Source organism: Agrococcus sp. GW821-FHT14H11 (genome assembly GCF_058803545.1).
In genome coordinates, this window is sequence record NZ_JBXAPA010000001.1 from 352305 (window position 1) to 373284 (window position 20980).

At 74.0% G+C, this 20980-nt stretch carries 19 protein-coding genes; 3 read left to right on the top strand and 16 right to left on the bottom strand.

What is annotated here, in order from left to right; all coding sequences use genetic code 11:
* Window positions 1-117 precede the first annotated feature (117 nt).
* The 5 genes from AC1RNL_RS01775 to AC1RNL_RS01795 form a co-directional block, all read right to left on the bottom strand.
* Window positions 118-273 (bottom strand): hypothetical protein, encoded by a 156-nt coding sequence (locus AC1RNL_RS01775; RefSeq protein ID WP_246993253.1) that lies wholly within the window; start codon window positions 271-273, stop codon window positions 118-120.
* Complete coding sequence (locus AC1RNL_RS01780) at window positions 210-893, bottom strand: acyl-CoA thioesterase (protein WP_492934244.1); 684 nt, start codon at window positions 891-893, stop codon at window positions 210-212. Before AC1RNL_RS01780 ends, AC1RNL_RS01775 begins: the two co-directional genes overlap by 64 nt.
* A gap of 99 nt (window positions 894-992) precedes the next feature.
* On the bottom strand, window positions 993-2453 hold the full coding sequence (locus tag AC1RNL_RS01785; protein WP_492934245.1) for an amidohydrolase: 1461 nt from the start codon (window positions 2451-2453) through the stop codon (window positions 993-995).
* A 36-nt stretch (window positions 2454-2489) separates the two neighbouring features.
* On the bottom strand, window positions 2490-2669 hold the full coding sequence (locus AC1RNL_RS01790; protein WP_146355789.1) for a hypothetical protein: 180 nt from the start codon (window positions 2667-2669) through the stop codon (window positions 2490-2492).
* A 64-nt stretch (window positions 2670-2733) separates the two neighbouring features.
* Entirely contained in the window at window positions 2734-2997 is a 264-nt protein-coding gene (locus AC1RNL_RS01795) for a hypothetical protein (RefSeq protein WP_492934246.1), read from the bottom strand.
* Between the two features lie 107 nt (window positions 2998-3104).
* Here AC1RNL_RS01795 and AC1RNL_RS01800 point away from each other — a divergent pair, with 107 nt between their 5' ends.
* The gene (locus AC1RNL_RS01800; RefSeq protein ID WP_492934247.1) at window positions 3105-4079 is read left to right on the top strand and encodes a helix-turn-helix domain-containing protein; all 975 of its coding nucleotides are present in this window, start codon (window positions 3105-3107) and stop codon (window positions 4077-4079) included.
* A 24-nt stretch (window positions 4080-4103) separates the two neighbouring features.
* On the opposite strand, the gene AC1RNL_RS01805 is transcribed toward AC1RNL_RS01800, so the two are convergent.
* The 8 genes from AC1RNL_RS01805 to AC1RNL_RS01840 all read right to left on the bottom strand — a co-directional run bounded on the left by AC1RNL_RS01805 (window position 4104) and on the right by AC1RNL_RS01840 (window position 15301).
* Window positions 4104-5129 (bottom strand): hypothetical protein, encoded by a 1026-nt coding sequence (locus tag AC1RNL_RS01805; protein ID WP_492934248.1) that lies wholly within the window; start codon window positions 5127-5129, stop codon window positions 4104-4106.
* Between the two features lie 284 nt (window positions 5130-5413).
* Complete coding sequence (gene treZ, locus AC1RNL_RS01810; protein ID WP_492934249.1) at window positions 5414-7144, bottom strand: malto-oligosyltrehalose trehalohydrolase; 1731 nt, start codon at window positions 7142-7144, stop codon at window positions 5414-5416.
* Window positions 7145-7202: 58 nt separating this feature from the next.
* A complete protein-coding gene (locus AC1RNL_RS01815) occupies window positions 7203-7670 on the bottom strand; it encodes a hypothetical protein (RefSeq protein ID WP_492934250.1) in 468 nt (155 codons plus the stop codon).
* A 16-nt stretch (window positions 7671-7686) separates the two neighbouring features.
* Entirely contained in the window at window positions 7687-10035 is a 2349-nt protein-coding gene (gene treY / locus AC1RNL_RS01820; RefSeq protein WP_492934251.1) for a malto-oligosyltrehalose synthase, read from the bottom strand.
* Window positions 10036-10048: 13 nt separating this feature from the next.
* Entirely contained in the window at window positions 10049-12412 is a 2364-nt protein-coding gene (gene glgX / locus AC1RNL_RS01825; protein ID WP_492934252.1) for a glycogen debranching protein GlgX, read from the bottom strand.
* 66 nt (window positions 12413-12478) lie between these two features.
* A complete protein-coding gene (locus AC1RNL_RS01830) occupies window positions 12479-12952 on the bottom strand; it encodes a YbaK/EbsC family protein (RefSeq protein WP_492934253.1) in 474 nt (157 codons plus the stop codon).
* A gap of 205 nt (window positions 12953-13157) precedes the next feature.
* Window positions 13158-14270 (bottom strand): ABC transporter permease, encoded by a 1113-nt coding sequence (locus tag AC1RNL_RS01835; protein WP_310122477.1) that lies wholly within the window; start codon window positions 14268-14270, stop codon window positions 13158-13160.
* On the bottom strand, window positions 14267-15301 hold the full coding sequence (locus AC1RNL_RS01840; RefSeq protein ID WP_492934254.1) for an ABC transporter ATP-binding protein: 1035 nt from the start codon (window positions 15299-15301) through the stop codon (window positions 14267-14269). The genes AC1RNL_RS01835 and AC1RNL_RS01840 overlap by 4 nt, the downstream gene beginning before the upstream one ends.
* A gap of 183 nt (window positions 15302-15484) precedes the next feature.
* On the opposite strand from AC1RNL_RS01840, the gene AC1RNL_RS01845 reads away from it, so the two are divergent.
* Together AC1RNL_RS01845 and AC1RNL_RS01850 are read left to right on the top strand one after the other, a co-directional pair.
* Window positions 15485-16432 carry an ornithine cyclodeaminase family protein gene (locus tag AC1RNL_RS01845; RefSeq protein ID WP_246993227.1) on the top strand — a complete coding sequence of 316 codons (948 nt, stop codon included), beginning with the start codon at window positions 15485-15487 and terminating at the stop codon, window positions 16430-16432.
* Entirely contained in the window at window positions 16432-17427 is a 996-nt protein-coding gene (locus AC1RNL_RS01850; protein WP_246993225.1) for a proline racemase family protein, read from the top strand. The genes AC1RNL_RS01845 and AC1RNL_RS01850 overlap by 1 nt, the downstream gene beginning before the upstream one ends.
* Window positions 17428-17485: 58 nt before the next feature.
* Here AC1RNL_RS01850 and AC1RNL_RS01855 read toward each other — a convergent pair whose 3' ends face one another.
* Genes AC1RNL_RS01855 through AC1RNL_RS01865 form a run of 3 tightly spaced genes read right to left on the bottom strand, consistent with a single transcriptional unit; the run spans window position 17486 to window position 20938 of the window.
* A complete protein-coding gene (locus AC1RNL_RS01855; protein ID WP_128189236.1) occupies window positions 17486-18970 on the bottom strand; it encodes an aldehyde dehydrogenase (NADP(+)) in 1485 nt (494 codons plus the stop codon).
* Between the two features lie 13 nt (window positions 18971-18983).
* A complete protein-coding gene (locus AC1RNL_RS01860; RefSeq protein ID WP_128189235.1) occupies window positions 18984-19988 on the bottom strand; it encodes a proline racemase family protein in 1005 nt (334 codons plus the stop codon).
* Window positions 19988-20938, bottom strand: coding sequence for a dihydrodipicolinate synthase family protein (locus AC1RNL_RS01865; RefSeq protein WP_246993223.1), 951 nt, complete (start codon window positions 20936-20938; stop codon window positions 19988-19990). Before AC1RNL_RS01865 ends, AC1RNL_RS01860 begins: the two co-directional genes overlap by 1 nt.
* Window positions 20939-20980: the final 42 nt, after the last annotated feature.

The window sequence follows — 20980 nt, forward strand, 5'->3', positions numbered from 1 at the left end:
ACCACGGGTGCGGTCAGGGGTTGGACGCCCGTGCAACGACGGGCGCGGGCCGGCGCGACCGGTTGTGCCGCATCCACAACGGCCCGGGGCATCCGCTGTGCGAACCCTGTCGCGGCGTCAGCGCCTCGGCACGGGCAGCGGGGCGAGCGCCGCCCGCTGCGCGACGATCTCGCGCACCTGCGCGTCGGCGCGGCGATCGGCATCGCTCGTCAGCGCGAGCTGCGGCAGCGCGATCGCGTCGCCGTCGTCGCCGCGCACGACGTAGACCGACATGCACTGGGTGGCGAGCTCGAACTCGCCCGTGCGCGGGTCGCCGGAGCGCGTGCGCGCATGACGATGCCGCCGTGCGCGTTGCCGCCCCAGTTGACGTCGCCGGGGTTCGCGAGGAACCGGAAGCTCTCGGCCGGCGTCGTCATGTCGTCGGAGAACTCGATCTCCCGCTGCAGGTCGTGGATGTGGCGGCGCGCCTCGACGCGCTCCTCGCTGCCGCGCGCGAGCAGCTCGTCGTCGCTCGTGCGGGGCCGCCACGGCTGCACCGGCTTGGCCCTGCCGTGCTCGTCGACCGCGACGAAGACGAGCAGGCAGTCGAGCGCGACCTCGAACTCGCCGGTGCGCGGATCGGCCGCCTCGACGGTGACGAACACGTGCATGCTCGTGCGGCCGGTGTGGGTGATGCGGGCGGTCGCCTCGATGAGGCTCCCGGGCCGGATGGGCGCGGTGTAGTGCACGTTGCCGACGTAGGCGGTGACGCAGTACGAGCCGGAGTAGCCGGCGGCGCACGCGAAGCCCGCCTTGTCGATCCACTCGAGCACCCGGCCCGCCTGCACGGTGCCGCCGCCGTGTGCGGCGTCCGTGGGCGCCGCGAGGAACCGCAGCGTGATCCGATCCTGCATCGCCATCGTCGCCCTCTCGCCTGCGCCGATCATGGCAGGCGGCGGATGCCCCCGGGCGGATGACCTGCCGCGGATGGCCTGCGGCGCGCTGCCCCGTCGTCAGAGGGCGCCGTGCACGACCTCTCCGGCGACCATCGTGAGCGCCACCGGCATGGTGCGCAGCGCCGCGGCGACGGCGGCCGGGTCGTCGTGGGCCGACGGCACGGGCGGGGCGGCGCCGAGCACGACGATGTCGGCGGGCTCCTCGGCGGCCAGCCGCGACCGGCTCGAGGCGCGCACGGCCTGCTCGAGGGAGATCGCCTCCTCGGGCTGCCAGGGGTGCTCGTCGCCGCGGGTGCGCGTGACGGCGGTGGCGATCGCGAGCCACGGGTCGAGCGGCGTGACGGGCGCGTCGGAGCCGAGCACGACATCCACGCCCGCGTCGACGAGGGTGCGGATGCGGAACGCGTCGCGGCTGCGGTCGGCCCACAGCGCCGCGGTCAGCTCGCGGTCGTCGAGCGCGTGCTCGGGCTGGATGGAGGCAGTGATGCCGAGGCGCGCGAGCCGCGGGATGTCGACGCCCGAGACGAGCTGCGCGTGCTCGATGCGGCCGCCGGTGCCGGCGCGCTCGAACGCGTCGATCGCGGCCGTCACGGCGGCGTCGCCGATCGCGTGGATCGTCGCGTCGATGCCGAGCTCGCCCGCGCGCGCGAGCAGGCGGTCGAGCGCGGCGTCGTCGACGTTGCGCACCCCGGTGCCCTCCTCCCCCGTCTCGAAGGAGCCGTAGGGATGGGCCGTCCACGCCGTGCGGGTGCCGAGCGAGCCGTCGGAGATCACCTTGAGCCGCCCCATGCGTGCCCGACGTGCGATCGCGTCGCCCGTCCGCAGGCCGCGCTCGGCGGCGAGCTCGAGGTCCTTCGCGTACACGCCCGCCTCCACTCGGAGGGGCGTGGAGCGGCCCGGGCGCATCCAGGCGCCGACGGCGTCGTCGAACTCGAGGTCGACCACGCCCACGACGCCCCGCTCGGCGGCGGCGGCCAGAGCGTCGACGACGTGACGGTCGAGCGCGTCGGCGTCGAGCATCCCCTCGACCGCGCTCAGCGCGTCGAACGCCGCCTCCTCGCGCAGCAGCGGCGCGTCGAGGTCGATGCCGAGGCGGCGGAGCATCGCGGTGTTCGGCCAGGAGCAGTGCACGTCGCTCGAGACCACGAGCGTGGGCACGTCGCCCGTCTGCGCGTCGAGCAGCGCGCGGGTGGGCGGCGCGGGCCAGAGGCCGTCGCGCATGCCGACGAGCACGACGGGCTCGCCGCCCCGGTGCGCGCGGGCGTGGCGTCCCGCGAGCGCGGCGGCTTCCTCGGCGCTCGCCGCGTCGAGCACGCTCGCGCGCGTGCGGTGGCGGGCCCACTGGCCCATGTGGGTGTGCTCGTCCCAGAGGCCCGGCAGCACCGTCGCGCCCTCGAGGTCGTGCCGCGCGCCGGTCGAGGGCGTCGTGCCGGCGGGGCTCACCCGCTCGATGCCCTCGTCGAGGATGTCGAGGTCGATGAGGGTGCCGTCGAGCAGGCGGGCGTTCGCGAGGCGCATGCCTCGCACGCTACCGGGGCGAGGCCCCGGGCGGCGTCAGTGCGCGCCGCGGGGCTCGCGGCGTCGGGCGATGCGCTCGCGGTCGGCCCGCGTGCGCGGCTCCCGCTGCAGCACGAGCAGCACGACGGTGGCGGCTGCGCCGACGACGCCGAGGGCGGCGAGCAGCACGATCCAGGTGGGATCGGCCGTCGCCGCGCTCGTCCAGGTGGCTTCCATGGCACCGATGATGCGCCTGCGCCGCCGCCCGCGCCAGAGGCGACTCGGACGGCGGCGGTGTGGCTCAGTACGCGCCGGCCCAGACGCGAGCGTCGCCCATCTGCGGGGCGAGGCCGTTGCCGGGGGCGTCGAGCCGGTGGGCGATGCGCTCCTCGACCTCGGCGGCGATGCGGCGGGCGTCGGCGTCCTCGACGCGCTCGCGGAGCCGGGCGAGCCGCCCGGGGTCGACGGGGGTGCGGGGGGCGCGCTGCCGCAGCAGTGCGTCGATCGTGCCGGCGACGGCGCCGATCGCGAGGGCGATGAGGAGGATGATCCAGAGTGCTTCCATGGCAGGAAGTCTGCGCTTGCCAAGATCCTGCCACCAGTGGCAGGATGGTCAACACTCGACAAGATCCTGCCAAGGCGGATCGGTCCCGAGGGAGAGCGGAGGAAGCCGTGCTGAAGGTGGCCTGCATCGTCGACGACGAGGTGAGCGCGTTCGAGCTGGCGGTCGCGGCCGAGGTCTTCGGCGCCGACCGCACCGACCGCGGCGTGCCCCGAAACGACTTCCGGGTCGTGACACCCACGCCGGGCCCGATCCGCGTCGAGGGCGGGCTGGGCCTGCCGATCATGGTGCAGGAGGGGCTGGCGTTCGCCGACGAGGCCGACGTCGTGATCGTCGCGCCCTACGCCGACTGCTGCATCGACGCGGCGTGCTCGGTGGCCATCGCCCACGTGCTGCAGCGGGCCGTCGCCCGCGGCGCCCGCGTGCTGACGCTCTGCACGGGCGCCTTCGTCGCTGCGCGCGCCGGCATCCTCTCGGGCCGACGGGTCGCGACGCACTGGCGGCACGTCGAGCAGCTGGCCGAGCAGTTCCCCGACATCGTCGTCGAGCGCGACGCGCTCTGGGCCGACGACGGCCCCGTGACCTCGAGCGCGGGCACCGCGGCGGCCATCGACGCCTCGCTCCACCTCATCCGCGAGCTGCAGGGCGCCCAGGTCGCGGCCATCATCGCGCGCTCGATGGTGGTGCCGCCGCTGCGCGACGGCGGGCAGTCGCAGTACGCGGTCGGCCCGGTCGCCGAGCAGCGCGCCGACACGCTCGCGCCGCTCATCGACTGGGTGGCGGCGCGGCTCGACGAGGAGCACACGATCGCCTCGCTCGCCCGTCGCGCTCGGCTCTCCGAGCGCACCTTCGCGCGCCGGTTCCGCGAGGAGCTCGGCACGACGCCCGCAGCGTGGCTCGTCTCGCAGCGCGTGCAGCGCGCGCAGGCGCTGCTCGAGGCGACCGACCTGGGGCTGGATGCGGTGGCGCAGCAGGCGGGGTTCGGCACGGCCGCGCTCCTGCGGCACCACTTCACGCGGCAGCTGGGCGTCGCGCCATCGGCGTACCGCCGCCGGTTCGCGGTCTCGGAGACGGTCGACGCCTGAGTCCCCGCCCGCCCGACGGCGGCGTCAGCCGAGCGCGCTCCAGCCCTCGGGCATCCACCCTTCTGCCTCGAGCACGAAGCGGCCGACGCGCGAGGGCGCGCGCTTGCGGATCTTCGCATTCGAGGAGCGCAGCTCGGCGACCGGCTTCGACAGGAGCGACAGCTCGCGGCGATCCCCCGGCGCCTGGTCGGGGCGCGGCGCGGCGGCCGTCACCGCCCGCCCGGCGGCCCACGACGGCGCTCGCGCACCGAGCACCTCGAAGGCGACCGAGCCGTCGGCGGCGTCGGCGAGCAGCACGGGCACCGGGTCGCCGCCGTCGACCGGCACGAGCCAGCGCAGCCAGTCGGTCGGGTCGTACTCGGGCAGGGAGGCCTCGGCCTCGGCCTCGAGCGCGGCGCGCGACCCGATGCGCCAGACCCCGTGCGGCGCATCCGGGAAGCCGTCGTAGAGGTACACCTGCAGCGCCTGCACCGCCGACGCCGGCACGAGGGCGTCGTCGTCGTCGAGCGCGGGCGCCTGCGCGTCATCGGCTGCGACGGCGTCGTAGACGCCCGGGTGCAGCGCACGGCCGTAGGGCGAGACCGGGTGCAGCCACAGCAGCCCGCTCTCGTCGTCGACGCCGCCCTCGACGACGAACGCCCGCCCCTGCTCGTCGACGGCCCAGAGGCCGAACGGGTCGACCTCGCACTCGCGCTCGGGCACCGGCCCGTCGAGCTCGAGATCCTCGCGGTGCTGCGCGATGGCGAGGTCGGTCTCCTCCCACGGGTAGCGGGCGTCGAACACCGGGTCGCGGCGCACCTCGGCGCCCGGCTCCTCCGGCTCGAGCACCACCGTGAGCAGCCAGCCCTCGTCGGGGTCGTCGTCGAGCAGCGCTGCGACCGACGTGCTGTAGAGACCGGGCGACAGCTCGCCCGCGCCCTCCGGCACGCGCAGGTAGAGGCGCAGCGGGCCATCGGGCTCGGCCGACATCGCCACCTCGGCGATCTCGCCGCGGCGGGTCTGGAGGTAGCCGGTCACGGGGAGGTCGAGGGTCTCGACGGTGGGCGTCACGGGGACAACGGTAGTCGGGGTGCGGTCGGGGTGGTCTCGACTCGGTCGCTGCGCGACCGGCTCGACCGGCGGAGGGGCGGGGTGGGCGCGGCGGAGTGGTCTCGACTCGGTCGCTGCGCGACCGGCTCGACCGGCGGAGGGGCGGGGCGGGCACGGCGGGGTGGTCTCGACTCGGTCGCTGCGCGACCGGCTCGACCGGCGGGAGGGGGCGGGCGCTGCGGGGTGGTCTCGACTCGGTCGCTGCGCGACCGGCTCGACCAGCGGAGGGAGGAGGGGGCGCGGGGTCAGTCGAGGAGGGCACCGCTGCCGGGCGGCAGCGTGAGCTGCTCGGCGACCGCGACGTCGGGATGCGTCTGGAAGCGCAGCCGCCGCTTCGTCACCGGCACCGTCTGCGGCTCGGAGCCGACGTTCACGACGATCTCGACCGCATCCGTCCTGCCAGCCCGGCGCACGAGCCGCAGCACGCCCGCGGCCTCGTCGACCTCGACGGCGTTCCGCGCGTAGTGCGGGTCGGTGAGCGCCTCGAGCTCGCGGCGCAGCCCGGCGAGCTGCCGGTAGCCGTCGAGCACCCGCGCGTGCCGCTCGCGCCGCGCCTCGGCCCAGTCGAGCTTCGAGCGCTCGAAGGTGGCCGGGTCCTGCGGGTCGGGCACGACCGCCGGGTCCCAGCCCATCCGCTCGAACTCGGCGAGCCTGCCCTCGGCGGTGAGGCGCCCGAGCTCCTCCTCCGGGTGCGAGGTGAAGAACTGGAACGGGCTCGACGCCGCCCACTCCTCGCCCATGAAGAGCATCGGCGTGTAGGGGCCGGCGTAGAGCAGCAGCGCCGCGCACAGCAGCTGCGACTCGGTGAGCGCCTCGGTGATGCGGTCGCCGCGGGCGCGGTTGCCGATCTGGTCGTGGTTCTGGGCGCTCACGACGAGCCGCCACGACAGCGAGCGGTCGGTGTCGATCGGGCGCCCGTGGTCGCGCTCGCGGAACGACGAGTAGGTGCCGTCGTGGAAGAAGCCGCGCTCGAGCACCTTGCCGAGCGCCGTGAGCGGCGCGAAGTCGGCGTAGTAGCCCTCGGTCTCGCCCGTCAGCGCGACGTGCACGCCGTGGTGGAAGTCGTCGGACCACTGGGCGTCGAGCCCGTAGCCGCCGCCCTCGCGCGGGGTGATGAGGGTGGGGTCGTTGAGGTCGCTCTCGGCGATGAGCTCGAGCGGCCGCCCGAGGTGCGCTGCGAGCGCGGCAGTCTCGACCGCCATCTCCTCGAGGATGTGCAGCGGCCCCTCGTCGCGCAGCGCGTGCACGGCGTCGAGGCGCAGGGCGTCGACGTGCATCTGTTCGAACCAGAAGCGCACGTTGTCGAGGATGAAGCGCCGCACGGCCGGCTCGGCGACGTTCACGTGCTCGCCCCACGTGGAGCGGCCCTCGCTCGAGAGGTACGGGCCGAACAGCGGCAGGTAGTTGCCGGAGGGGCCGAGGTGGTTGTGCACGACGTCCTGCACGACGGCGAGGCCGGCGCGGTGGGCGGCGTCGACGAACCGCTGGTAGGCGGCCGGGCCGCCGTAGCCCTCGTGCACCGCGTACCAGGCCACCCCGTCGTAGCCCCAGTTGTGGGTGCCGTTGAAGCCGTTGACGGGCAGCAGCTCGACGTGCGTGACGCCGATCTCGAGCAGGTGGTCGAGCCGCTCGGCCGCCGCGTCGAGCGTGCCCTCCTGCGTGAACGTGCCGATGTGCAGCTCGTACAGCACGCCGCCGGCGATGGGCCTGCCCGTCCAGTCGGCGTCGGCCCAGTCATGGGCGGATGCGTCCCACGTGCGGGAGCGCTCGTGGACGCCGTGGGGCTGCCGGCGGCTGCGCGGATCGGGCCGCACCGCGTCGTCGTCGTCGATCTGGAAGCCGTAGTCGCCCGCAGGCGCGAGCGCGTGCCACCAGCCGCCCTCGGCGCTCGTCATCTCGACGCTCTCGCGGCCCGCGACGACACGCATGCGCTGCGCGTTCGGCGCCCAGACCCGGTACTCGTGCAGCTCGCTCATGCGTCGATCCTCGCAAGCGAAGCGGAGCGGCGCCTGAGTGCGGAGCAGACTTCGGCACTCAGGCGCCGCGCGGGGCCGCGGCGGGAAGCGCGCTCGCACGGGGCCAGAACCACGGCGTCGACGCCGGCAGCGCGAGCAGCACGGCGCCGACGAGCGGCGCGAGCGACATCAGCACCGTCTCGGGCGCGGGCGAGGCCGTGGCGACCAGGATCGCGAGCCCCGCGACGCCGCCGACGGCGCCGAGCACGACGACCGGCCAGCGGGCCCAGCGGCGCCGGAGGCTGACGGCGACGAGCGCGACGAGCACGAGCACGACGCCGAGGCCGAGCGCGACGGCCGTCGCGGCCTCGCCGCCCGGATCCTCCGTCGGCAGCCCGAGCGTCGCGACGTACCAGAGCGTCAGCACGACGGCGAGGCGTGCGACCGAGAGGAAGGCGCCCCAGAGGAGGACGAGCGCGACGAGCGCCGTCCAGGGCCGCCTCGCGCGGGGTGCGCTCGGTGCGGATGCGGTGTCGAGATCGGTCATGACGGCACGGCGGGGGTCAGTCGGCGAGGGTGAGCAGCGCGACCGGCAGCGTGCCGAGCACGTCGGCCATCCGCGCCTCGCCGCCCTCGACGACGCGGCCCGTGAGCACGTCGCGCCAGCGCACCGCGTCGTCGCCGCGCGGCGGCAGGTGCAGCGTCGTCTCGCCCCAGCCGCCGCGGGCGGCGAGCCCGATCGGCAGCCGCGTCGCGATCGCGATCGCTCCCCCGCGGTCGAACGCCAGCACGTGCTGCTCGGCGTCGCCCGAGGCGAGCACCGGCTCGTAGTGCTCGAAGCGCTCCGGGTGCTCGCGGCGCAGGCGCAGCGCCTCGCGCACGAGCCGCACCTTGGCGACCTCGAGGTCCCACGCGCCCGTGACGGGCTCGCGCGCGGACGACCGCAGCGCATCCATCCGCTCCCAGTCGACGGGCCGGCGGTTGTCGGGGTCGACGAGCGACTGCTCGAGCGCCTCCGAGCCCTGGTAGACGTCGGGGAAGCCCGGGATCATGAGGTTGAGCAGCTTCGCCGACAGCACGTTCGAGCGGAAGCCCTCCTCCGTCGCGGCGAGGAACGCCTCGACGTCGCGGCTCGCGGGTTCGGCCATCACGTTGCGCACGAGCTCGGCGAGGTGCCCCTCGAAGCGGGTGTCGGGGTCGGTCCAGTGCGTGATCGCGTCGGCCTCGCGCGCGGCCTTCTCCATGTAGGCGACGAGCCGCTCCTCGCTCGCCGGCCACGCGCCGACGACCGCCTGCAGCAGCAGGTTCGCGAACGCCCGGCCCTTGGTGGGGGCGAAGACGAGCAGCTTGTCGAGCAAGCCCTCCCAGAGCTCGGGCACCTCGGCGATCGTAGTGATGCGGGCGCGCACGTCCTCGCCGCGCTTCGTGTCGTGCGTCGACAGGGCGTTCATCGCGTGCGGCCACTCCGCCTGCCGCTTCGCCATCGACGTGTGGAAGTCGTGCACCGTGATGTCGAAGACATCCGGGTCGCCGCCCACCTCGTTGAGGCTCGTCAGGCGCGAGTAGCGGTAGAACGCGGTGTCCTCGACGCCCTTCGCCATCACCATGCCGCTCGTCTGCTGGAAGCGCAGCGCCGCCTCGTGCCGCGGGTTGCCGAGCACCGGCAGCAGCGCGTCGATCGTCTCGGCCAGCTCGGGCCGGTGCTGCTTCGCGCGCTCGGCCGCGGCGCCGAGGTGCTCGAGGCCGTCGGGCAGGTACGAGCGGTACACGGGGAAGCAGGCGAGCAGCTCGGCGATCGCGTCAGCGGTGTCGTCGGGCGCGCCCCGGTCGCCCCACGCATCCGCCGCCCGCACCTCGCGCTCGAGGCGCAGCACCTCGGCGCGCAGGATCCCGTCGGCGATGCGCCGCTTCGTGCGGTGCGTGAGCTCGGCCCAGTCGACCGGCTCGCCGCCGCGCAGTCGCGCGTCGAGCGCGTCGAGCGGCTCGGCCGCCGCCGGATCGGTGAGCACCCGGTCGATCTCGCCGAGCGTGTCGTAGCCGGTCGTGCCCGCCGTCGCCCAGCGCGGCAGCTGCTCGCCGGGCTCGAGGATCTTCTCGACCAGCACGAAGGCGCCGCCCGTGAGGCGGTCGAGGTCCTCGAGGTAGCCGGCGGGGTCGCGCAGGCCGTCGGGGTGGTCGACGCGCAGGCCCTGCACGAGCCGCTCGTCGAACCAGCGGCCGATCTCGGCGTGGGTCGCGTCGAACACCTCGGGCAGCTCGACCCGCACCGCGGCGAGCGTCGTGACCGCGAAGAAGCGGCGGTAGTTGAGCTGGTCGTCGCCGGTCTTCCAGTGGCCGAGGCGGTAGTGCTGCCGCTCGAGCACCTCCTGCGCCGTGCCCTCGCCCGTGCCGGGCGCGACCGGCAGCCGCGTGTCCCAGTAGCGCAGCGCCTGGGCCTCGCCCTCGTCGCCCCGCTCGAGCTCGAGGTGGGCGACGGTGCCGTCCTCCGACCAGTCGTCGTCGCCGACGATCGGCAGCAGCAGCTTGCCGCCGCCCGCCTCCCAGTCGACGTCGAACGCCGGCGCGATCGCGCTCTCGCGCCCCTCGCGCAGCAGCTGCCACCACCAGGCGTTGTGCTCCGGCACGGCCACGCCCATGTGGTTGGGCACGATGTCGACGAGCACCCCCATGCCGAGGCCGCGCGCCTTCTCGGCCAGCGCATCCAGCCCCGCCTCGCCGCCGCGCGCCGGGTCGACGCGGGCGTGCGAGACGACGTCGTAGCCGTGGTTCGAGCCGTGCTCGGCCTCGAGGATGGGCGACAGGTAGACCCAGTCGACGCCGAGGTCGGCGAGCGCGTCGAGCCGCTCGGCCGCGTCGAAGAGCGTGAACTCGTCGCTGATCTGCAGTCGGTAGGTGCTCTGCGGCGTGCGCACGGGTCTCCTCGGGTCAGCTGGCGGGATGGTCGTCGGACGCGCCGTCGGCGGGCAGCTCGTCGGGCACGGTGCCCTCGCGGCCGGGCTCGATCGGCTCGCCCGGGCCCGCCTGGGGCGTGGATGCGTGGAGCGGCCTCGCGTCGGTCGTCCGCAAGTCGGGCGTCGTCACCGGTCCCGGCGCCGACGAGCTCGCCGCGGCGATGGACGCGGCGACCGAGAAGTCCTGGTCGACGGGCGGGATGTGCTCGCGGAGCACCGCGACCGAGCGCGGCGCGAGCTTGCCGACCTCGCCGGCGCGCACGGGCCCCTCGACGGCCTCCTGCGCGCCCGTGTCGATGAGGACATCCCATGCCTCGGCGTACTCGGCCGGCGGGATCGCCACGTCGAGCTCGTCCTCGGACGCGTTGCAGTAGATGAGGAAGTGGTTGTCGGTGATGCGCTCGCCGCGCATGCCGCGCCCCGCGATGCCGTGGCCGTTGAGGTACATGCCGACGGCCTTCTCGCTCGCGGCGGCCTCCCAGTCGGACGACTCCATGGGCGTGCCGTCGACGCGCAGCCAGACGATGTCGTTCAGGCGCTCGCCGTCGCCGGTGCGCACCGTCGAGCCGGTGAAGAAGCGCTTGCGGCGGAACGTCGGGTGGTCGTGGCGCAGCCGCGCCACCGCGGCCGTGAACTCGATGAGCGGCTGGTCGATCGACGACCAGTCGATCCAGCTGAGCTCGGAGTCCTGCGCGTAGGTGTTGTTGTTGCCCTGCTGGGTGCGGCCGAGCTCGTCGCCGTGCAGGATCATCGGCACGCCCTGGCTGAGCAGCAGCGTCGCGAGGAAGTTGCGCTGCTGTCGCGCCCGGATCGCGAGGATCTCGGGGTCGTCGGTGGGCCCCTCGGCGCCGTAGTTGTAGGAGCGGTTGTGGCTCTCGCCGTCGTTGCCGTCCTCGCCGTTGGCGTCGTTGTGCTTCTCGTTGTAGCTGACGAGGTCGCGCAGCGTGAAGCCGTCGTGGGCGGTGACGAAGTTGATGGATGCGACGGGTCGGCGGCCGGAGTGCTCGTACAGGTCGGCGGAGCCGGCCAGGCGGCTCGCGAACTCGCCGAGCGCCGTGGGCTCGCCGCGCCAGAAGTCGCGCACCTGGTCGCGGTACTTGCCGTTCCACTCGGTCCACTGCGGCGGGAAGTTGCCCACCTGGTAGCCGCCCGGGCCGATGTCCCACGGCTCGGCGATGAGCTTGACCTGGCTGATCACCGGATCCTGCTGCACGAGCTCGAAGAAGGTGGAGAGCTTGTCGACGTCGTAGAACTCGCGGGCGAGGGTCGCGGCGAGGTCGAAGCGGAAGCCGTCGACGTGCATCTCGGTGACCCAGTACCGGAGGCTGTCCATGATGAGCTGCAGCGAGTGCGGGTGGCCGACGTTGAGGCTGTTGCCGGTGCCCGTGTAGTCCATGTAGTGCTGCTCGTCGCCGTCGACCAGGCGGTAGTAGGCGCGGTTGTCGATGCCCCGCCAGCTGAGCGTCGGGCCCATGTGGTTGCCCTCGGCGGTGTGGTTGTAGACCACGTCGAGGATGACCTCGATGCCGGCGGCGTGCATGGCCTTCACCATCGCCTTGAACTCCTGCACCTGCTGGCCGCGCTCGCCGGTGCCGGCGTACTCGGCGTGCGGCGCGAAGAAGCTGAGCGTGTTGTAGCCCCAGTAGTTGCGCAGGCCCTTCTCGACGAGCGTCGCGTCGTGCACGAACTGGTGCACCGGCATCAGCTCGAGCGCGGTGACGCCGATCTTCTGCAGGTGGGCGATGATCGAGGGGTGCGCGAGGCCGGCGTAGGTGCCGCGCAGCGCCTCGGGCACATCGGGGTGCGTCTGCGTCAGGCCCTTGACGTGCGCCTCGTAGATGACCGACTCGTTGTAGGGCGTGCGCGGGTAGCGGTCGCCCGTCCAGTCGAAGAACGGGTTGATGACGACGCCCTTGACCATGTTGGGCGCGGAGTCGTCGTCGTTGCGGCTCAGCGGGTCGCCGAAGTTGTAGCTGTGCAGCGGCTGGCCCCACTCGATGGTGCCGCTCGTGGCCTTCGCGTAGGGGTCGAGCAGCAGCTTCGCCGGGTTGTGGCGCAGGCCCTGCTGCGGGTCGTAGGCGCCGTGCACGCGATAGCCGTAGCGCTGGCCCGGCTGCACGCTCGGGAGGTAGGCGTGCCAGACGTACGCGTCGACCTCGGTCAGCTCGACGCGGGTCTCGACGTCGTCGTCGTCGAACAGGCACAGCTCGACCTTCTCCGCCGACTCGGTGTAGAGGGCGAAGTTCGTGCCGGTGCCGTCGAACGTGGCACCCAGCGGGTATGCCTCGCCGGGCCAGACCTCGAGCGCGGGGGCGGGGGTGGGTGCAGTGTCAGTCACGTGCCCGAGTGTAGGCCGGGCATGCTTCGGGGAAGGTGCGAGCCGGCGCGGCAGCGGGGCCGGCGATCAGTCGCCGACGACGCGCTCCTCGCCGCCGGTGATGCGCAGCAGCTCGTCGTACGTGAGCATGAAGACGGTGTCTGCGGTGCCTGCCGCTGCCGAGAGCTCCGGGTAGTCGCGGAGCGCCATGTCGACGACCGTGCGGATGGGCGCGGGGTGCCCGAGCGGCGCGACGCCGCCGATCACCTGCCCGGTCGCGGCGCGCACCTGCTCGGGGGTGGCGCGCTCGATCGGCCCCTCGCCGAGCTGCTCGGCGAGCGCGCCCGTGTCGACGCGGTGCCGGCCCGACGTCATCACGAGCAGCGGCGCATCCGCCATCCAGAAGATGAGCGAGTTGGCGATCGCGCCCACCTCGATGCCGAGCGCCGCGGCGGCGGCCTTCGCGGTGTGCGTGCCCTCGTCGAAGCGGATCACGTCGCGGTCGATGCCGAGCTCGCGCAGCTGCGCCTGGATCCCGGCGGCCCTGGTCGGAAGCGTCATGCCCCCATCCTGCCCGGGCGGCTCGCGCACAACGCAAGCCCGGCGTGGGCGTTCCGCGGGCGGAGGCGGCGCGGGGCCGGGTAGCCCGCCATCCGGGCGATCGGGGCTTGCGTTGTGCTCGAGGGCGCGAGCAGAGGCGGCGGGTCGGGCTGATGGGTCGGGCGGATGGGCGGGGCGGATGGGCGGGGCGGATGGGCGGGGCGGGTCAGGCGATGCGGCTGCCGGGGGCGAGCCGGCGGGCCGGGGCGCGCACGGCGGCGATCGCGCCCCACACGGCCGCGGCCGCGAGCGCCACGTGGATGCCGAGCCCGACGAACCAGCTGGGCACCGTGCGCTCGTAGATCTCGCGCGGCGAGTCGCCCTGGTAGCCGCCCATGGGGTCGTAGTCGGCGCACGACTCGACGTGCGGCGGCTCCTGCAGCCCGCGCACGCCGAGCCCGATCTGGCCGAAGACGTCGTCGGGGTAGCTGTCGCCGCCGAAGTGCGGCGGGATGGCGTCGGCGAGGATCACGTAGGGGTTGGCCGCGAGCATCCACCACACCCGGTCGGGCCGGGCGACGACGGTCGTGTAGGTGCGGTCGGTCTCGACGCACGTGGCGTTGCCGGTCTGCTCGTCGTAGTCCCAGCTGATCTCCTGCCGCTCCTCCTCGGTCTGGAAGGCGATCGTCGCGACGCCGAAGCCGATGAGGGTGCCGACGCTGAAGAGCGCCACGACGAGGTAGCTGACGACCGTCGAGAGCACCGGCCGGCGGATGAGGCCCGAGAGCCCGACGCCGATCGCCGAGATGACGCCGATCTCGAGCACCACGATGGGGATCGCGACGAGCACCGCCTCCCAGCGGAGGCCTCCGAGCATCGCCGACGCGAGCATGAACGGCGTGCACACGGCGAGGAAGCCGAGCGAGGCGATCCACGAGCCCAGCACCTTGCCGAGCACGAGCTGCGATGCCGTCACCTGCGTCACCTGCGTCGACGCGAGCGTGCCGCCGTCGCGGTCGCCGTTGATCGCGTTGCCCGAGAGCGCCGGCGTGACGAGCGACGTGACGAGCATCACGAGGAAGATCGTCATCGCGAAGATGGCGCCGCCGAGGTCGCGCTGGTAGCCCTGCAGCGACAGGAACAGCACCGTGATCACGCCGCCGACGACGATCGCGACCACGCCGAGCAGCACGTACCAGGCGACGCTCCGCACGCGCTGCGCGAGCTCGAGCCCGACGACGACGCCGAGCAGCCGCAGCCAGCCGAGGGCTCCGGATGCGTCGGGCGGGGCCGGGCGGGACGCCTCGTCGGCGACGGGCGGGGTCTCGGTGCGGCTCATCGTCGGCCTCCGGCGAGCGAGAGGTAGGTGCGCTCGATGTCGCCGACGGCGGGCGCGAAGTGCGTGATGGGGACGCCGGCGCGCACGAGCCGGGCGAGCACGTCGGCGGCGTCCTCCTCGCGGTCGAGCGCGACGTGCGCGACGTCGCCGTCGATGCGCACGCGGTCGAAGGCGACGCCGATGTGGGCGAGCTGGTAGCTGAGCGCCTGCGGGTCGAGCGCGCGGATGCGCCACTCGCGGGCGGCCTGCCGGGCGAGCACGAGCCGCTCGCCGCCGACGACCTCGCCGCGGTCGACGAAGACGGCGTCCTCGGCGATCTCGTCGAGCTCGGAGAGGTCGTGGCTCGAGATGAGCACCGTGCCGCCGGCGGCGGCGAAGCCGCGCAGCAGCTCGCGCAGCTCGAGGCGGGAGGTGGGGTCGAGGCCCGCCGCCGGCTCGTCCAGCAGCAGCACGCGCGGGCGGTGCACGAGCGCGCGGGCGAGGCCGAGCCGCTGCTGCTGGCCGCGCGAGAGCACGCGGCTGGGGCGCCGCGCGAGCTCCTCGAGCCGCGCCTGCACGATGAGCTCGTCGGCCCGTGCCCGCGCCGCCGCCGTCGGCATGCCGTGCAGCCGGCCGACGGTCGTGAGGATCTGCCGCGGCGACAGCGTGCGCCACGTGCCGAGCACATCCGGCATCCACCCCATCGCGCGCCGCACGGCGCGGGGGTCGCGCATGGGGTCGGCGCCCGCGATGCGGATCTGCCCGGCGTCGGGCGCGAGCAGCGACGCGAGCATGAGCAGCAGGGTGGTCTTGCCGGCGCCGTTCGGCCCGATGAGCGCGGTCACGCGGCCGGGCCTGGCGTGGAAGGTCATCTGCCGCACGGCCTGCACGCTGCCGAAGCTGCGGGCCACCTCGTCGACGACGATGCCGTCGGCGTCGAGCGGCGGGCGCCCGGCCGCGCCGTCGAGCGGGTCGGTGAAGACGGGCGGGGCGGATGCGGGGATCGGCTCGGGCGCGCCGGGCACCGACGACTGGTCATCGGGGAACGTCACGGTCGCCTCCAGGCTGCTGCCACGGCTCGATCCTCGTCGACGCGCTCGCGTTCGTCTCGCGACGCGCGGGCGCCCCGGTGAGCGAGGAGCGCCGCACCGTGCGGACGGGACGGTAATGTGGCACACATTACTGGTAGGCGGCCCGCGCGACGGCGCGACCTCGACGATGGAGGACGAGTGGGCATGGCAGGCATCTTCGAGCGCGTCGAGCTCATCGACGGCGACCAGCTCGCCGAGCGCGTCCCCATGCTCGACGCGATCCGCGGGCTGCAGGAGCTGCTGCGATCCGGCTTCGACCCCGCCGACGCGCTCCCCCGCCAGCTGCTCGACGTCGCGCACGGACAGCTGCTGCTGATGCCCGCCGCCGCGGGCGGCTGGGCCGGGCAGAAGTTCGCCACCGTCGCGCCCGGCAACCCAGCGCGCGGGCTCGAGCGGATCCAGGGCATCTACATCCTGCTCGACGGCGAGACGCTCGCGCCGACCGCCATCCTCGACGGCACAGAGCTCACGAGCATCCGCACCCCCGCTGTGAGCGCCGCGGTCCTCGACCTCCTCGCCGAGCCCGACGCTACCGAGCTCGTCGTCTTCGGCACGGGGCCCCAGGGCATCCGGCACGCCGAGGCGATGGCGGCGATCCGGCCGTCGCTCGCTCGCGTCACGCTCGTCGGGCGCGACCCCGCGAAGGCCGAGCACGCCGCCGCAGCGGTGCGCGCGATGGGGCTCGACGCGCGTGTCGGGTCGCCCGACGACGTGCGTCGAGCCGACATCGTGGTCGCGGCCACGACCGCCCGCGAGCCGCTCTTCGACGAGAGGCTGGTGGGCGACCATGTGGTGATCGCGGCAGTCGGCTCGCACGAGCCGGGCGCGCGCGAGCTGCCCGGCGGCCTCATCGGCCGCAGCCAGGTCGTCGTCGAGACGGATGCGGTGGCTCGGGCCGAGGCGGGCGACGTCATCATGGCCGTCGGCGAGGGCCGCATCGCGTTCGAGCAGCTCGCGCCCATGCGCGACATCGTCGCGGGCGCCGTGCCGGTCGACCGCTCCCGGCCGCGGGTCATCAAGACCTGCGGCATGGGCTGGCAGGACCTGTGCGTGGCGGCCCTCGCCGTCGCGCCGAGCGCGAAGGAGCGATGATGCGCATCAGCACCGAGGACTGGCACACCGCGGGCGAGCCGTTCCGCATCGTCACGAGCGTCGAGACCGAGGGCGCGACCGTCGCCGAGCGGCGGGTGCGCGCGATGACGGGCGAGCCCGACGCGGCGCGCCGCTTCCTGTGCCTCGAGCCGCGCGGGCACGACGACATGTACGGCGGGTTCATCACGCCGCCGGACGACGACGGCGCCGACTTCGGCGTGCTCTTCTGGCACAAGGACGGCTTCTCGACCGCGTGCGGCCACGGCACGATCGCACTCGGCGCCTGGGCGGTCGAGACCGGTCGGGTCGCGGCTCCCGACGACGGCGAGGCCACCGTGACGATCGACGTGCCGAGCGGCCGGGTGCAGGCCGTCGTGCGCCGAGACGGCGGGCGCACCGTCGAGGTCGTCTTCCGCAACGTCCCCTCGCGCGTGCTCGCGAGCGGCATCCCGCTCGAGACCAGCCGCGGCCAGGTGGCGGTCGACCTCGTCTTCGGCGGGGCGGTCTACGCGACGCTGCCCGCCGCATCCGTGGGCCTCTCGGTCGAGCCTCGGGACACCACCGAGCTCATCGCCATCGGCCGCGAGATCAAGTGGGCGCTCGACCGGCACCCGGCCGCGCAGCTCGACGACGATCGGCTCTCGGGCGTCTACGGCACGATCCTGGTCGACGACCTCGGGCGGCTCGAGGGGGCGGATGCTGTGGGTCCCCACCAGCGCAACGTCACGGTCTTCGCCGACGGCGAGGTCGACCGGAGCCCGTGCGGCTCGGGCACCGCCTCGCGCGTGGCGCTGCTGCACGAGCGCGGGCTGCTCGCCGAGGACGAGGTGCTGACGCACGACTCCATCATCGGGACCCGCTTCACCGCCCGCGTCGCCGAGGTCCTCCCCGGCGCCGTGGTGCCCGAGGTGACCGGCATGGCCTACCGCGTCGGCGCGAGCACCTTCGAGCTCGACCCTCGCGACCCGCTCGCCCAGGGCTTCAGCCTGCGCTGAGCGCCGCTCCGGGGACGGTGGAGGGCCGAGGCATCGCCCCGGCCCTCACGGCATCGGCTCAGTAGCGGCCCTGCAGGCTGCCCCAGCCGCTCGAGAGGCCAGCCTCGCCGCGGCGCTGCGGCACGCCCCACGGGTTCGCGTCCTGCAGCGGCTCGGGCAGCAGCGACTGCGGCGCGTTCTGGTAGGCGACGCCGCGCAGGAAGCGGGTGATGGCAGCCGTCCCGACGCTCGTCGCGTCGGTCGTGGTCGCCGGGTACGGGCCGCCGTGCTGCATCGCGCTCGTGACCGAGACGCCCGTCGGCCAGCCGCCGAACAGCACTCGGCCGCTCGTCTCCGAGAGGGCGTCGACGAGGGGGCGCACGGCGTCAGCCTCGTCGTCGGTCGCATGCACAGTGGAGGTCAGGTTGCCCGGGAAGAGCCGCTCGTGCAGCGCCGGGAGCTCGTCGAGGTCGTCGTAGCGCACGATGACCGACAGCGGCCCGAACGACTCCTCGAGGAGCGCGTCGCCCGCCGCCTCGAGATCGCTCGCCGAGACCTCGACGATCGTCGGGGTCGCCCAGCGCTGCTCGTCGTCGTCGACCCGCAGCTCGCCCTCGGCGAGCACGTGCACGCCCTCGGCGCTGAGCACCTCGGCCCGGCGGCCCTCGAAGGCACGGCCGATGCCGGGGTTGAGCAGGCGGTGCTCGGGGAGCCCGGTCGCCGCGCGCGACACCTCGCCGAGGTCGGCGTCAGAGGGCACGAAGAGGAAGCCGGGCTTCGTGCACAGCTGCCCGGCAGAGCCGGCGACGGACGCGACGAAGCCCGCGAGCAGATCGGGCTCGGCCCGCACGGCCCCGGCAGTCGCGTAGGCGGGGTTGACGGAGCCCAGCTCGCCGTAGAAGGGGATGGGGCGCGGCCTGGCCGCGGCGATGTCGGCCAGCATGCGCCCGACGCGCCCCGATCCGGTGAACGCGGCCGCACGGATCGCCGGGTGCTCGAGCATCGCGGTGCCGTTGGCCTGCCCCTCGATGAGCTGGAAGACGCCGTCGGGCATGCCCGCCTCGACGAGCGCCCGCTCGACGACCTCGGCTGTGGCGCGCGAGAGCTCGAGGTGGCCAGAGTGCGCCTTGACGATGAGCGGGCAACCCGCAGCGAGCGCCGCGGCCGAGTCGCCGCCGGCGACCGAGAACGCGAAGGGGAAGTTGCTGGCCGCGAAGTTGAGGACCGGACCGACCGGCTCGAGCACCCGCCGCACGTCGGGGCGCGGCCCGATCACGTAGTCAGGGTCGGGCGCGTCGATTCGCGCATCGAGGTAGGAGCCGTCGACGATCGTCTCGGCGAAGAGCCGCAGCTGGTTGGAGGTGCGGCGCACCTCGCCGGTCAGGCGAGCCTCCGTCAGGCCGGTCTCGCGCATCGCGATCTCGATGAGGCGGGGCGCGGCCGCGTCGAGCGCGTCCGCGACAGCGGTGAGCGCGGCGGCCCGCTCGCGGGGTGCGGTGCCGGCGAAGGGCCGGGCGGCCGCCTCGGCGCGGGCGGCGACGGCGTCGATGTCGATCTCGGTCATGCTCACTCCAGTCTCAGAACTCGAACCCGTGCGGGAACGGGTCGGTCGGGTCGAGCAGGTAGGTGCCGAATCCGGTGATCCACGCCCTGCCGGAGATGGTGGGCACGACCGCGTCGCGATCGCCCACCGTGGCCTGCCGCAGCAGCCTGCCGGTGAACTCCGTGCCGATGAACGACTCGTTCACGAAGTCGGTCTCGAGCGCGAGCTCCCCGCGAGCGTGCAGCTCGGCCATCCTCGCGCTCGTGCCGGTGCCGCAGGGCGACCGGTCGAACCACCCCGGGTGGATGGCCATCGCATGGCGCGATCGCGCCGCATCCGACCCCGGAGCGATGAACTCGACGTGGTGCACGTGGTTCGAGCCCTCGAGGGTCGGATGCATCGGCGGGGCCTGGTCGTTGATGGCCTCCATGATCGCGAGGCCGCACGCGAGGATGTCGTCCTTGCGGGCACGGTCGAAGGGGAGGCCGACGTCGTCGAGGTCGACGAGCGCATAGAAGTTGCCGCCCCAGGCGACCGAGTAGGGGACGGTGCCGTAGCCGGGCACCTCGATGCGCGCGTCGAGCCGCTCGACGAACGACGGCACGTTCTCGATCGTGACGCGCTTGGCCTTCCCCGCCTCCACCTCGACGCGCGCGACGACCACCCCTGCGGGCACGTCGAGCCGGATCTCGGTGACCGGCTCGGTCACCTCGACCATGCCGGTCTCGACGAGCACGGTCGCGACGCCGATCGTGCCGTGGCCGCACATCGGCAGGAAGCCGGACGCCTCGATGTAGACGACGCCCCAGTCGCAGTCCTCACGGGTGGAGGGCTGCAGGATGGCGCCGGACATCGCGGCGTGGCCGCGCGGCTCGTGCATGAGCAGGCCGCGCAGCGCGCCGTCGAGGTGCTCGATGGCGTGGAGCCGCCGCTCGTTGGCGGTGGCGCCGGGGATGACCCCGACGCCGCCCGTCACGACGCGGGTCGGCATCCCCTCGGTGTGGGAGTCGACCGCCTGGAAGGCGCGGCTCGCCCGCATCAGCGGGCGCCCGCGAGCGCCTGCTCGGCGCCCAGTGCGCGTGCGCGGATCGCGGCCAGCGCCCGCTCGGTGTCGGCGGTCACCTGGGCGCGCTGCGCCTCGGAGAGCGGCCCGCGCGGCGGGCGCGTCTGGCCGCCGTAGCTGTTGCCGCAGATGTCCATCGAGAGCTTGATCGCCTGCACGAACTCGGTCTTCGAGTCCCAGCGGAAGACGGGGACGAGGTGCTCGTAGAGCTCCCTCGCCTGCTGCCAGCTGCCCGCCACGAGCAGATCGTAGAGCTCGACGGCCTCCTTCGGGAACGCATTGGGGTAGCCGGCGAACCAGCCGACCGCGCCGTTGATCATCATCTCGAGGAGCACGTCGTCGGCGCCCGCGATGACGTCGATGTCGCACAGCTCGCGGATCTCGTACACGCGGCGCACGTCGCCCGAGAACTCCTTGATCGCCACGACCTCCGGGATCTCGGCGAGCTTGGCGACGAGCGACGGCACGAGGTCGACCTTCGTGTCGAAGGGGTTGTTGTAGGCCATGATCGGCAGCCCGACCTTCGCGACCTCCGCGAAGTGCGCGATGACCTCGCCCTCGTTGGCGCGGTAGAGCGTCGGCGGCAGCAGGAGCACGCCGTCGGCGCCGTCCTCGGCCGCGAGCTCTGCCCAGTGGCGGGCCTGGTGGCTGCCGACGCCGTGCACGCCCGCGATCACGATGCCGCGGTCGCCGACGGCCTCGCGCGCGACCTGGATCACCTTGCGGCGCTCGTCGTCGGTGAGCGAGGAGTACTCGCCGAGCGAGCCGTTCGGACCCACGCCGCGGCAGCCGTTCGCCATGAGGAAGTCGACGTGCTCGCCGAAGCGGTCGTAGTCGACCGCGAGGCCGGCGGGGGCCGAGGCGTCCTCCTGGAAGGCGAGGGTCGTTGCGACCACGACGCCGCCGAGATCCATGCTGCTGCTCATGACTGCTCCTTGCAGGGTGCTGAAGCGGTCCCGCGCCGATGC